Genomic DNA, 12,413 nt, shown 5'->3' on the forward strand with positions numbered 1-12,413 from the left:
TCCTGTCATATGATGGGGTCATTCGCGGCGCTGAACCTTATGCCGTCATCAGACAAAAGCAAACACAACATTTAACCGGAGTACCCATGGCTAATTACTTCAATACACTGAATCTGCGCAACCAGTTAGCGCAACTGGGCAAATGTCGTTTTATGGGGCGTGACGAATTCGCGGATGGCGCCAGCTTCCTGAAAGGCAAAAAGATTGTGATTGTGGGCTGTGGTGCTCAGGGTCTGAATCAGGGCCTGAACATGCGTGATTCGGGTCTGGATGTGTCCTATACGCTGCGTGCAGAAGCCATCGCTGAAAAACGTGCCTCATTCCGTAAAGCGACAGAAAATGGTTTTAAAGTTGGCACTTACGAAGAACTGATTCCACAGGCGGACCTGGTGGTCAACCTGACGCCGGACAAACAGCACTCCGCCGTTGTTCAGGCTGTACAGCCACTGATGAAAGACGGTGCCGCGCTGGGCTATTCACACGGTTTCAACATTGTTGAAGTGGGCGAAACCATCCGTAAAGACATCACCGTCGTGATGGTTGCGCCGAAGTGCCCCGGCACCGAAGTGCGTGAAGAATACAAGCGTGGTTTCGGTGTTCCGACGCTGATCGCGGTTCACCCGGAAAACGATCCAAAAGGTGAAGGCATGGCTATCGCCAAAGCCTGGGCTTCTGCCACCGGTGGCGACCGTGCTGGCGTGCTGGAATCCTCTTTCGTTGCGGAAGTGAAATCTGACCTGATGGGTGAGCAGACCATTCTATGCGGCATGCTGCAGGCCGGTTCTCTGCTGTGCTTCGACAAGCTGGTGGCAGAAGGTCACGATGCGGCATACACCGAAAAACTGATTCAGTTTGGCTGGGAAACCATCACCGAATCCCTGAAGTTTGGTGGCATTACGCTGATGATGGATCGCCTGTCGAATCCGGCCAAACTGCGTGCTTACGCGCTGTCTGAGCAGCTGAAAGGCATCATGGCCCCTCTGTTCCAGAAGCACATGGATGACATCATTTCCGGCGATTTCTCTGCGGGCATGATGGCCGACTGGGCTAACGACGATAAGAAACTGCTGACCTGGCGCGAAGAGACCGGTAAAACTGCGTTCGAAACCGCACCTCAGTTCGATGGCAAAATCGAAGAGCAGGAGTACTACGATAAAGGCGTTGTCATGGTTGCGATGGTCAAAGCGGGCGTTGAGCTGGCATTTGAAACAATGGTTGATGCAGGCATCATCGAAGAGTCGGCTTACTACGAATCGCTGCATGAGCTGCCGCTGATTGCCAACACCATTGCCCGTAAGCGCCTGTACGAAATGAACGTGGTGATTTCTGATACCGCTGAGTACGGTAACTACCTGTTCTCCTTCGCGGCCGTTCCACTGCTGAAAGAGTTCATGACCACGCTGCAGCCGGGCGATCTGGGCAAAGCCATTGAAGGCACTCAGGTGGATAACGCACAGCTGCGCGACGTTAACGAGGCCGTTCGTCAGCATCCTATCGAGCAGGTAGGTCGCAAACTGCGTGGCTACATGACGGATATGAAACGCATCGCGGTTGCGGGCTAAGCCGCACCGCCACTGTTTTCAGCAAAACAGCACATGCAAAAAGGGCGCAGCCATCTGGCTGCGCCCTTTTTATGTATTAAGCCTGCGGCTTGTTATGAAAATTCAGGTATGAAAAAAGTTAACAGGATGGCTCTGACACGATCACTGGGGGTAATAAACTTTTATAGCCAAAGACACGGCGCCCGAAGAAAATCAAAAGCAAGCCAAACACTAATGCGGCAACCAGAATAATGCTAATGATTTGCAGCGGCATAAAATGCCCGGACAGCAGCGATACCACAGCCCCACTCGCCGGTACTGAACACATGTTCATCAAGCCAATAATTCCCATGGTTTTCCCTAAATGTTCTTTAGGAATGACCTGGCTTCTCAACGTGCGCAAATAAACACTGAATGCACCGTCAAAAGCCATCAGCACAGCATAGCCTGCCAGATACATTGCGTAATCAACGGACAGCGACATTATGGCACCCGCAAGAATCATGGCGCAAAACGAAAATGTTCCCAACGTGGACAAACCAAAGCGGCTGGCAAACCTGGGAACAAAGAAGAATGCCACGATAGTGACGAGAGCTGCTGTTGTCTGCAAGGCGCCAAAGTAGCGATCGGACAGGTTGAACTCTTTTAAAATGACCGCTGCGCTCACGACCAGTGCCGCGCCGTAAACCAGATTCACGACCCAGGTCAGGGCGCAAAGATGCAGCAGTATTTTGTTTTTCTTGAGCACGTGCAATGCCGTTCGGTTAGATGCCAGTAAGGTATGAAACCCTAGCTTTTCCGTCACCTCTAGATCGTGTGTTTCCAAAAAAAGATAATTAATAGCCGAAATGGCAAACAGAACAGCTGCGACGATCAAAATGCTGTCGATGCCGCCCCACGAAGAAATCGCAACCGCGATAGCAGGCCCCAATACCATAGTGATTTGATCGACGCCCTGGAGCATGGAGTGGGCTTTCGGCAAGGCTTCACTGGACAAATGACGAGGCAAGAGGGCATCCGTGGCCACAAAGTTGAGTACATAGGCTACAGACAACAAAGCCATCATCGCGGCCAGGGCCGGAAAAGTTGACCCCGGATACCAGTAAAGAAGGGCGAAGACGGCCCCCATCAGTAAGGCACGAAGAGCATCGACATTGAAAAAGATGAAACGGGGCTTGATGCGGTCAGCCATAAATCCCGATAACGGGAAGAAAATAATGCGTGGCAGCCATTCAATGACAAAGGCCAGGGATGAAAGCGTAAGCGACCCTGTCGCCTTGAGAATAGCCAGAGGAACAGCAAACAGTAAGAACTGATCGCACAACGCGCCGACAAAACGGGAAAAAACGAAGCGCTTTAAACCGAAGTTTTCAGCAGACATAAGGGTACTCCTGCTTGAAAGCCGCTTTGCAGCGGCTCAAAAATAATTACGCCTGGCGTAAGGTAAAGAGCGTAGTCGCCAGGTCATCCGCTGTGCGTAGATGCTCATTAAAACCGGTTTCCGGTTTCCGGCTGGGCCAAAAAAACTCTACCGATCCCTCACGTGTTTTCCAGGACTCGAGCTTCTTCGATGTATCCAGCGGTTTTGCGGTGATCTGCATATTCACAATGTGATCAGGAAGGCTGGCAGGAAGTGTCACTTTCTCAATTGTACCGACAGGCGCTTTTATAAAGGCCACCGCACTCAGGCCTTTCGGCACTAAAGGTTCTGCAAGAGGTTTAAGGGCGTTTAAATGGCTTGCTACATGCAGCTCATAAGGATTAATGCCATAGCTCCGTTCAACCAGATCCATAATCGTGTCGCCGCCGGTGCGGGCACCCACTTCAATGATTTTGATCTCTCCGGCGGGGGTAATTCGCGCTTCAAAATGCGCCACGCCATAATGAATGCCCAGGGCATGACAGGCGCGCTCCGCGATATCCCGCAACTGTGGGTTACTGGCATGAACGGAAGGGACACTGTGCCCCACTTCAACAAAATGAGGTTCCTCGCCCAGGTATTTATCCGTTACCGCAATAGCTTTGTGGTAGTCACCTTGATTTATTACCTCGACGCTGACTTCCTGAAGGGAGGGAATGTACTCTTCCACCTGGAACAGGTCTTCGGGAGCATAGGATTCACCGTTAAGTGAGATGACGTCAGCCACACTTCTGGCAAAGCTCGGTTCAATCTCCTCTTCACGGGTAATCTTCAGAACACCAAGACTACCTGCCATTTCACGGGGCTTAATAACGACAGGCAGCCCAATATCACGAATATGGTGTCTGAGTTCTTCCAGCGTACTGAATGCGGCAAAACGTGGCACCGGTAATCCGGCCTTCTCCAGCAGTTGCTTCATGACAAACTTGTCACGGCAATTATGAATAGTCTGACGACTATTACCGTGAAGCTGATAATGTTCAGCCACCAGACTGGCGGCGCGGACAGTGAAATCATTCATGGGGATAGCCGCGGCGGGTTTGCATCCGGTTGAGGCCTCATGGGCTTTTACCGCATCCAATACGGCGTTTTCATCGGCGACATCACCTGACAAATAGCCGTCAAAAAATTTGATTGCGGCACTGGTACGATTTTTTGCCATGGTGAGCACCTGCATTCCGCCTGCTGCGCGCAGTGCACCGGCTAATACACGTTCACGAAGGGAAAACTCGCCGCCTAAGATTAATATATAACGCTTATCCATGTTGCTTCTCCTGCAAAGAGGTTGGGCCGTTTATCTGACCCAAGAAAGTTAAAGATCTTTTCCCAGCGTCCAGCCACCATCGATGACCAGTGTTGAACCTGTGACAAAACGATTCTCCGGGGCGGTCAGATAAAGTGCCGCTGCGGCAACGTCACCTGTCTCACCTAGTACCGGTAAAAACTGGCCACGCTTAATTTTTTCAAGCTGCGAGTCATCGTGGTAATAAGACTCCGTCAGTGGCGTACGAATAACGCCGGGCGCAATCGCATTGACACGAATACCGTGTTTGCCGTATTCGAGTGCCAGTTGTTTCGTCAGGCCGATGACGGCGTGTTTTGATGAGACATAAGCCGTTCGATCAGGCTCGCCCATCAATCCTGAAACGGAGGCCAAATTAACCATATTTCCGGGGCGGTTCTGGTTTACCAACTGTTGGCAAAAAGCACGACCTGCTATAAAACTGGCTGTCACGTTAAGGGCAAAAACGGATTCCCACTGCGCCAGCGTTAAATCCGCGATACTGCAAATTTCACGCGTACCGGCACAGTTAATCAGAACGTTATTAGCCTCGCCGTACTCCAGAGTTTCGAAAAGTGCAGCCAGGCTGACTGAGTCAGTCACGTCCAGCTGATGATGGCGATAGGCTGACGTATCGTTAAATTCCGATGATGAACGATCGATACCCTCAACCTGATAACCTTTGTCCAGGAAAGCCTTGACCAGCGCGCGGCCAATTCCGCTGGATGCCCCCGTGATAATGGCTTTAAGCTTCAGACCGGACATGCTGTCTTCTCCTCGTTTTTCTGAAACGTGATCAGAATGATGTCGCGTTGAGCAGGGCCACTGTTTTCACGTGCGCCAACGGGAGTGACGGCATGAAGTTTGTCGTGATTAACCACTAAGGTGTCAAAAAGCTGTTCCAGACGCAGCACGCGATCAATGCTGCGAGGATGGCTGGCAATCAGACTGTCTCCGCCCAGCATATTCGGTGAGGCATTAATCATATGCACAAACACCACGTCTTCATCGTCTTTATGCAGCCAGACGGGCGAGCTATAAGCAGGCTCATTTTCCGTGGCCTGATAACGAAAAAAATGAATGCCAATGGTCAGGCTGTCGACAGGGCCAATGCTTTCATAAGCGTCTACTAACGATAAATCATCGTGCAACAGCGTTTGAAACAGACGATTGCGGGTGATCGCTTCAGGCAATAGCGGATAATCGCGAATAATATCACCAGTATCAGGATTAAAGGCTTTTGTTTGTTTATAAGGGTTGAATTTTCCAAAGGTTAATTCGCCCTTTTCATTTTTTTTGCATTGAGCATAACCGCGCCAGCGGTTTCCTGGCGAATAAGGATCAAGAAGTAAATTCTCATAGCCTTTTTTTAATTCTTCCAGCTCATCTAAGAAATCTTCTTTATTCGAAAACTGCATGGCTTCAGTTGAACGATAATAATCACCGGGAATAAAGGCATAGCCTTGCCTGGAGAGATGCGTTGCATATTCCATCATTTATTTATCTCTGCATTAAAAGGATAGTTTTAAATACATTCCATAAGCTATGTCCAGTAAACCACCTTACGGTCATTCAGTTTTCCAATAAATCGTCCAGCAGTAAGTCGGCTTCCTTCACTTACACTGCTTACGCCGTGTAAGTGACAAGCATTCATAAAGTAAAGATCGCCAGCATTAAGCTGAACAGAAAGGGATTCGGTTTCATTTAACAGATGGGGTGGATAAGGATAACCTGTTCGTGTTACGCCAAGTGTTTCACGGCACACCTGGTCGGGAATGAGATTCCAGATTTTAAGTTGGCCACCACCCTGCGCAGCTTCCAGACAAACATTATAGGCTGTTACAGTTTGAGTATTCGCAATCTCAAAGCCGTCTTCTTTTGCAAAGTCAACCTGTGCCATATCTTCATGTGGCATAAGTGACATCACACCGTTATCAAGCCAGCGACGAAAGGTTGCAAAACAGGCATAGCCGTTTTTGAATCGTGCCGGACCAAAATGAATACCTCGTTCTAAAAATTCTTTTTCCAGCGTCAGGTTGAGGAAAAGTGATTCACTATCTTCTGCGCTGGTTGCTTTCATCAGGTCGGCGACGCTTTGGTTCACACGATTGACCTCATGAATATATTGTTCACCATTACGCGAAAACTGCGTTGCACCGATCTGATTGGTTAAAACAAAGCCATCGTCAGCGCGATTCCCTCCACTTTGGGTGACCCTGTAATCAAAGTTTTTTGCAAGTTTTTCGCACACGGCTTTTGATGCGTAATTACGAATAACATATAAAACATTGCCATGATGATGGCCGTTAAGAATAATGTTTTTAACAATGGAGAAGTTAATAACGCCATCTGTTGATTCCAGATAGCCAAAGTTTGTTTTTTTTGAACCCGTTAATATTGTTTGCGTAGGTTCTAAGGTCAGTAAATCAGTCATAATGTTTCCATGCCATTGAATTTAAGAAATCAAATAAAAAGAGGTGACCAGAGCATTCCGCCTTCCGCCCAAGGTTTATTGTCGCGGCGCTGTTGTTTTAATTCTGAGTTTTTACCCAGGTTACGCTCAAAAATCTCACCATAGTTGCCAATTTTACGTATTATCTCTCTAATAAAGTCAGGTTGTAGACCGAGTTGCGAACACAAATTCACATCGGGATAGAGAAACGTTTTTAAATAACCCTCAGGATTATCACTTTTTTCTAAAATGTTTTTTTGGGTAATACCCAGATTCTCAGCTTCAATCAGTGCGCGCATAACCCATTTTGTCGCAATATACCACTGTGAATCACTGGCGCTAACGGCGGGTGCCATTGCCTCAAGTGAAATGCGATCGTCCAGGATAAGATGTTGGCTGCTATCTGTTAACTGGTGATGTTCACCCGCTAGCAGATAACCATCCAGACAGTAGATATCACATTCTCCTGATTCGTAGGCTTGCCTCGCTTGCTGCGGAGAGTCAAATAGCAGAATCTCACAGGGCAGGTTAAGTTCATCAAAATAGCGAGTGAGGTTCTCTTCAGTTGTTGAGCCACGCATCGCAGCAATACGACGCTGACGAGTGAACCTGGCTTGTGGCGTTTCTTCAGTGAGGTTACTGCGCGGAGTCATCAGCACTTCCCCATCAAACAACATCGGATGTAGGAAATTAATGCCGTACTCCGCTTCGCGCTGAAAGGTCACGCTAGCGTTAAAGGTGCCAAGATCGATGACGCCATCACGTAGGGCCTGGAAGCGATCAGCCGATTGCAAAGGAATAAAATGGATTTTGCCGCCGTCTCCCAGCACGCTGATAGCCACAGCGCGTGCCAAATCAATATCAAATCCATTCCAGCTGTTGTTGAGGGGATCGCGCTGCGAAAGGCCTTTAAAACCTAAACTCACACCAACATTTAATACGTCATGTTGTTCAATGCGTTTGATTACTGCATGTTCAAACATAGCTAGCCTGTAATTAAAGTATTAAGAATAATAAGGTTTCACGGATGTAAACCTCTGTTGAACATCATACTGTTCAGTGCTAGCTTGGCTAGATAGTTGAGATGCAAAAGAGCTGTGCGTGAAGAACATAAATGAATTAACGGAAGTCTTGCCTGGATTGGTTTTGTTTGTTCAGGTGGTTGAAAGTGGTAGCTTTTCCTCAGCTGCCAGAGCGCTATCCATGACGCCGTCTTCAGTGAGTCGTATGATAGACAGGTTGGAAAAAAGGCTAAATGTTTTACTCTTTACCCGCTCGACGCGCGCGCTCGCTGTGACCGAGGCCGGACAGGAAATATATCACCAGGCTTTATCAGTTATCGCCGCAACTAAATCCCTGTTTTCTCAGGCAGACAGTTACAGCGATGTCCCTAAGGGGTTACTGCGTATTACTGCGCCGACAACGCTTGGGAAGATTTTACTGACGCCGTTCCTGCCTGGTTTTCTGCGACGCTATGCTGAAATCAATATTGAGCTCAATCTCACTGACCATCTGATTAATCTCACGCATGAGTCGTACGACCTGGCATTGCGCGTCACGGATACACCACCCATCAATATGGTAGCGCGGGCATTAATGCCTGTTGACTATGTTTTAGTATGTGCAGAGCACTACGATCAAAGGCTGCCTGATATGCCGGGCGACCTCAAACAGCATAATATTTTCTTCCCTGACGACGCACAGTTTCGCGGTGAATGGCGTTTCTGGTTAAACGACACGATGGAGAGCGTTACACTCACGCCCCGGCTGATGATAAATAACAGTGATGCCATGATCGATGCGATATTGCAGGGTGTGGGTATTGCGTTAATCCCCACCTTTATTGCAAATGGTTATTTGCTCAACGGGCAGTTACGCCGCGTGTTACCAGACTGGCGGATTGAAAATACGCTCTCAATGACCACTTACGCCATTACCTTACCCAACCGTCTGTTACCACTAAAAACCCGTGTCTTTATCGACGATTTTATGGCCTGGCTTAAAGCGAAATAGCGTGATCGGAAACGATAAAAAACCCGGCCTGAGCCGGGTTGAGTATCTTTAGCGTTATCGGGTATCACACTTCATACAGCGTTTGATGCCGGGTTTCTTTGCAGGCAATCAGTGCAATCAGCGTCAGGAAAGCCATGGAAGCCAGGTACAATCCGACAGCGTACAAGCCATAGTGCGCGTTCAGCCAGGTCGCAATATAGGGCGCAACCGACGCACCTAAAATCGACGACAGATTATAGGAGAAGGATGCGCCGGTATAACGCACTTCCGTCGGGAACAGCTCAGGCAGCAGCGCACCCATCGGGCCAAACGTCAGCCCCATAATGCTCAAGCCCAGCAGCAGGAACGCCATCACCAGCGCCTGAGAGCCGGATCCCAGCATGGCCGGAAACAGGAATGAAAAGCCAATAATCATCAGCGTAATGACGATCATGGTTTTACGGCGACCAAAGCGGTCAGCAAGCAGGCCCGCAATCGGCACCATCACGCCAAATCCAATCACCGCCATCATCAGCATCCACAGCATACTGTTACGGGATATCCCCAGTCCGGCTGGCGCGGCGGCGGTGCCGTAACTCATTGAGTAAACGGTCATGATGTAAAACAGCGTATAGGTGGCAAGCATGATAAAGGTGCCAAGTATCGTTGCCGTCAGATGTTTGCTCAGGAGCGAGGCAATCGGCACACGTACCTGTTTCTTCTCTTTCTGTACTTTGGCGAATACCGGGCTTTCATGCAGCGATACGCGTACGTACAGACCAATCAAGACCAGTACGGCAGACAGAACAAAAGGGACGCGCCAGCCCCATTGCATAAATTGCTCATCGGTCAGCAGCCAGGAGAGCAGTAGAAAGGTGCCGTTGGCAAAGAAAAAGCCAATCGGTGCGCCCAACTGCGGGAAGGAGCCGTACAGCGCCCGCTTTTTGGCAGGTGCATTTTCCGTCGCCAGCAGGGCTGCGCCGCCCCACTCACCGCCCAGGCCCAACCCCTGACCAAAACGCGCCAGCGCCAACAGCAGCGGAGCCAGAACGCCAATGCTCTGGTAGCTGGGTAATAAACCGATAACCACGGTCGAGATCCCCATCGTCAGCAGTGAGGCAACCAAGGTGGCTTTACGGCCTACGCGATCGCCAAAGTGACCAAACAGGGCAGAGCCGATGGGACGGGCGATGAACGCAATCGCAAAGGTGGCCAGCGACTGCAACGTCGCGACGGTCGCATCACCCTGAGGAAAGAAGATATGAGGGAAAACGATGACGGCTGCGGTGGCATAAATATAGAAATCGAAGAATTCGATAGCGGTGCCAACCAGCGAGGCGATAACCACTTTACTTCGTGAGTTTACTGGCGTGGGATCGTTTTGCTGATCGAGCGGTTCTGAGATGGAGGCTTGCATAAATGTTTCTTATTTTTAATGACAGATAGGGAATCTTACGCACCTGTATTACGGCATTCAATGGCGGAAAGCCGCGTGGTTAGCGACGTTGCGCCGGCAAAAGTGGAAAATTTTTGTGATGTGTTAAATGCCGGAGAATGGCAGCGTTAAGTGACGCAAATATGGCGAGATACTCTAAGAAAGCGCTGAAGAAAAGTGACCCCTCAGTTATTCATCCTGTAAGTTGATGAATAAATAACCGGAGGGGGATATTTTTCGCTGGTTTAACGCAGTATTGTCATTTGTGAGTGGTTAGCGCGCCTTTTTCCGGCATACGCGGATCGTCTTTGTATTTCGCGGTGGCAATCCATGCGGCGCAAAACAGCGTCAGACGAGCAAAGAAATAAAAGAAGGCCATTAATCCCAATACCGACCCAAATGCGGCACCTGAGGGCGAGGTGGCCAGTTTTGGTAAGGTCAGCGTCATGACAAACTTGATGATTTCGAAACCCACTGCCGCCAGCAGCGTACCGCGCAGCAGCGCCTTCTTACGGGGCTTATGGCGAGGCAAAATCCAGAAAATCCACAGGAACAACAAATAGTTTGCCATTACGGAAATCGAGGTCGCGATAATTGTCAGCGCAGGACGTAACCATTCGATGCCATCCAGACCTAACGCGCTCACGATCATCGCCTGGGCAGAGCCTGCGACAGAGGTTAACGACAGGGTAATAACCAGAGCCAGCATCAATCCTGTCAGCGATAAGAAGTCGCGAATATAGCGTTTCCAGATTTTCTCTTTATCGTCGGGCTGGCGTTCCCAGACGTCACGCGACTGAGCGCGAATCGCTTCCCGCAGGTTGCCCATCCAGTTCAGGCCCGAATATAGCGCCAACAGCAGACCCGTAATCCCCACGGTCGCACGCTGTTGAATGGCCGTGTTGACGGTATTTTTCAAGGTCGTTGCCAGTGAGGGATCGCTGATGCTGCTGACGATTTTGTTGATGATATCGGTCAGCAGATCCTGATTCGATGCCAGCACAAAACCCACGGCGGCAAAGGACACCATTAAAATCGGGATTAATGATAAAAATGAAAAATAGGTAATGGCTGCGCCAAACTGGCTACCGAGACGATCGTTAAACCGGTCAAGCGCACGAATAAAATGGGCAACGGCGGGTATGGCCTGAAGCCAGGTGGCAAAACGTGAAACCCGCACGATCGAACGATCGACAGACTTGTTGCCTGTTTTGATATCAATCAATGGCTTGGGTGACTGTGCATCTTTTGCGTTGTCCTGTTCGTCTGTCATAGACATTCACTTCCTGTTAAACGTAAAAAACACATTATAGCCTCTCAGGTGACATACTCCTGAAGCACCTGACTTAACCACTCCATAAATACCCGAACGCGACGGGCGACGTTACGGCGATGGGGATAAAGTAAATGAATCGGCATCGGTTTTGCCGGGAAGGCATGCAGCACCTCCACCAACTCACCGCTTTCCAGATATTTGTGAATCCCCACGGTCGGCACCTGTATAATGCCCAGCCCCGCGAGGCAGGCCGCGCGATAGGTTTCGGTGCTGTTGACGGTGACAACCCCGCCGGTGTGCACATAGTGGCACTGCTTGCCATCGAAAAACTCAAAGCCCTGGGCAGGCTGGCCGAGCTGCTGACTGTAATGCACCATGGCATGCTGCGACAGCTCTTCAAGCCGAATCGGCCGGCCAAAACGTGAAAGATAGCCAGGGCTGGCGCAGTTAATTAAGGTGTGGGTGCCGATACGGCGGGCGATGAGGCCCGAATCCTTCAGCTCGCCAACGCGGATCACGCAGTCAAACCCTTCGCGGATAACGTCAACCTGGCGATCGTTGCTGCTGAGCTCGATTTCAACGCCGGGATAATGCTGCAAAAATTCTGGCAGGCGGGGCAGGATCAGATCGGTCGCCATCGCGGCGGACATATCCACCCGTAGCTTACCGCTTAAAGTGGCGGGATCGTGCTGGAACAGGCTATCCATATCACTAATCATCGACAGCAAATCCAGACAGCGGTCGTAATAAACTAAGCCATCCTGGGTAAGTTGCACCCGACGAGTGGTGCGGTGCAAAAGACGCGTTCCCATCTGATTTTCCAGCGCCTGAATTTGTCGCGAGACGCTTCCTTTTGGCAGCCCAAGACTTTCTGCTGCTGCCGTAAAACTGCCCATCTCTGCAACTCTGACGAAAACCTGCATTGCATGAATTTTATCCATATGGCCTGCCGATTGTTGTTGTAAGTGGAACAGTGCTGCTCGTTCTTAAGCGTTTATAGAACAATTATTAAAGA

11 protein-coding genes are annotated in these 12,413 nt (G+C 49.8%); 2 read left to right on the top strand and 9 right to left on the bottom strand.

Annotated elements, in window-relative coordinates; translation table 11 throughout:
- Positions 1 to 86 precede the first annotated feature (86 nt).
- Entirely contained in the window at positions 87 to 1,562 is a 1,476-nt protein-coding gene (gene ilvC, locus AAIE03_RS18885) for a ketol-acid reductoisomerase (protein ID WP_013027660.1), read from the top strand.
- Between the two features lie 118 nt (positions 1,563 to 1,680).
- Here the strand turns inward: ilvC and AAIE03_RS18890 are convergent, their stop codons facing one another.
- Genes AAIE03_RS18890 through AAIE03_RS18915 form a run of 6 tightly spaced genes read right to left on the bottom strand, consistent with a single transcriptional unit; the run spans position 1,681 to position 7,678 of the window.
- Positions 1,681 to 2,922, bottom strand: a complete 1,242-nt coding sequence (locus AAIE03_RS18890; RefSeq protein ID WP_013027659.1) for an MFS transporter — start codon at positions 2,920 to 2,922, stop codon at positions 1,681 to 1,683.
- A gap of 46 nt (positions 2,923 to 2,968) precedes the next feature.
- Entirely contained in the window at positions 2,969 to 4,225 is a 1,257-nt protein-coding gene (locus tag AAIE03_RS18895) for an ATP-grasp domain-containing protein (RefSeq protein ID WP_013027658.1), read from the bottom strand.
- 48 nt (positions 4,226 to 4,273) lie between these two features.
- Positions 4,274 to 5,008 (bottom strand): SDR family NAD(P)-dependent oxidoreductase, encoded by a 735-nt coding sequence (locus AAIE03_RS18900; RefSeq protein ID WP_014604781.1) that lies wholly within the window; start codon positions 5,006 to 5,008, stop codon positions 4,274 to 4,276.
- Positions 4,996 to 5,739 (bottom strand): 3(1)-hydroxy-L-isoleucine 4-dioxygenase HilB, encoded by a 744-nt coding sequence (gene hilB, locus AAIE03_RS18905; RefSeq protein ID WP_014594864.1) that lies wholly within the window; start codon positions 5,737 to 5,739, stop codon positions 4,996 to 4,998. Before hilB ends, AAIE03_RS18900 begins: the two co-directional genes overlap by 13 nt.
- A gap of 47 nt (positions 5,740 to 5,786) precedes the next feature.
- Positions 5,787 to 6,677 (bottom strand): L-isoleucine 3(1)-dioxygenase, encoded by an 891-nt coding sequence (gene hilA, locus AAIE03_RS18910; protein WP_014594863.1) that lies wholly within the window; start codon positions 6,675 to 6,677, stop codon positions 5,787 to 5,789.
- Positions 6,678 to 6,706: 29 nt separating this feature from the next.
- A complete protein-coding gene (locus AAIE03_RS18915; protein WP_014594862.1) occupies positions 6,707 to 7,678 on the bottom strand; it encodes an amino acid ABC transporter substrate-binding protein in 972 nt (323 codons plus the stop codon).
- Positions 7,679 to 7,796: 118 nt separating this feature from the next.
- On the opposite strand from AAIE03_RS18915, the gene AAIE03_RS18920 reads away from it, so the two are divergent.
- On the top strand, positions 7,797 to 8,708 hold the full coding sequence (locus AAIE03_RS18920; RefSeq protein WP_013027653.1) for a LysR family transcriptional regulator: 912 nt from the start codon (positions 7,797 to 7,799) through the stop codon (positions 8,706 to 8,708).
- Positions 8,709 to 8,772: 64 nt separating this feature from the next.
- Here AAIE03_RS18920 and AAIE03_RS18925 read toward each other — a convergent pair whose 3' ends face one another.
- The 3 genes from AAIE03_RS18925 to AAIE03_RS18935 form a co-directional block, all read right to left on the bottom strand.
- Complete coding sequence (locus AAIE03_RS18925) at positions 8,773 to 10,104, bottom strand: MFS transporter (protein ID WP_013027652.1); 1,332 nt, start codon at positions 10,102 to 10,104, stop codon at positions 8,773 to 8,775.
- Positions 10,105 to 10,381: 277 nt separating this feature from the next.
- The gene (gene yhjD / locus AAIE03_RS18930; RefSeq protein ID WP_181416457.1) at positions 10,382 to 11,401 is read right to left on the bottom strand and encodes an inner membrane protein YhjD; all 1,020 of its coding nucleotides are present in this window, start codon (positions 11,399 to 11,401) and stop codon (positions 10,382 to 10,384) included.
- A 38-nt stretch (positions 11,402 to 11,439) separates the two neighbouring features.
- The gene (locus AAIE03_RS18935; RefSeq protein WP_013027650.1) at positions 11,440 to 12,339 is read right to left on the bottom strand and encodes a LysR family transcriptional regulator; all 900 of its coding nucleotides are present in this window, start codon (positions 12,337 to 12,339) and stop codon (positions 11,440 to 11,442) included.
- Between the last annotated feature and the right edge of the window lie 74 nt (positions 12,340 to 12,413).

The sequence above is a fragment of the Pantoea sp. Ae19-2 genome (assembly GCF_059801205.1).

Excerpts from the sequence above, each read along its gene's own strand:
- hilA (WP_014594863.1), bottom strand. The coding sequence starts at position 6,677 with ATGACTGATTTACTGACCTTAGAACCTACGCAAACAATATTAACGGGT.
- AAIE03_RS18890 (WP_013027659.1), bottom strand. The coding sequence starts at position 2,922 with ATGTCTGCTGAAAACTTCGGTTTAAAGCGCTTCGTTTTTTCCCGTTTT.
- yhjD (WP_181416457.1), bottom strand. The coding sequence starts at position 11,401 with ATGTCTATGACAGACGAACAGGACAACGCAAAAGATGCACAGTCACCC.
- AAIE03_RS18900 (WP_014604781.1), bottom strand. The coding sequence starts at position 5,008 with ATGTCCGGTCTGAAGCTTAAAGCCATTATCACGGGGGCATCCAGCGGA.
- AAIE03_RS18895 (WP_013027658.1), bottom strand. The coding sequence starts at position 4,225 with ATGGATAAGCGTTATATATTAATCTTAGGCGGCGAGTTTTCCCTTCGT.
- ilvC (WP_013027660.1), top strand. The coding sequence starts at position 87 with ATGGCTAATTACTTCAATACACTGAATCTGCGCAACCAGTTAGCGCAA.
- hilB (WP_014594864.1), bottom strand. The coding sequence starts at position 5,739 with ATGATGGAATATGCAACGCATCTCTCCAGGCAAGGCTATGCCTTTATT.
- AAIE03_RS18915 (WP_014594862.1), bottom strand. The coding sequence starts at position 7,678 with ATGTTTGAACATGCAGTAATCAAACGCATTGAACAACATGACGTATTA.
- AAIE03_RS18925 (WP_013027652.1), bottom strand. The coding sequence starts at position 10,104 with ATGCAAGCCTCCATCTCAGAACCGCTCGATCAGCAAAACGATCCCACG.
- AAIE03_RS18935 (WP_013027650.1), bottom strand. The coding sequence starts at position 12,339 with ATGGATAAAATTCATGCAATGCAGGTTTTCGTCAGAGTTGCAGAGATG.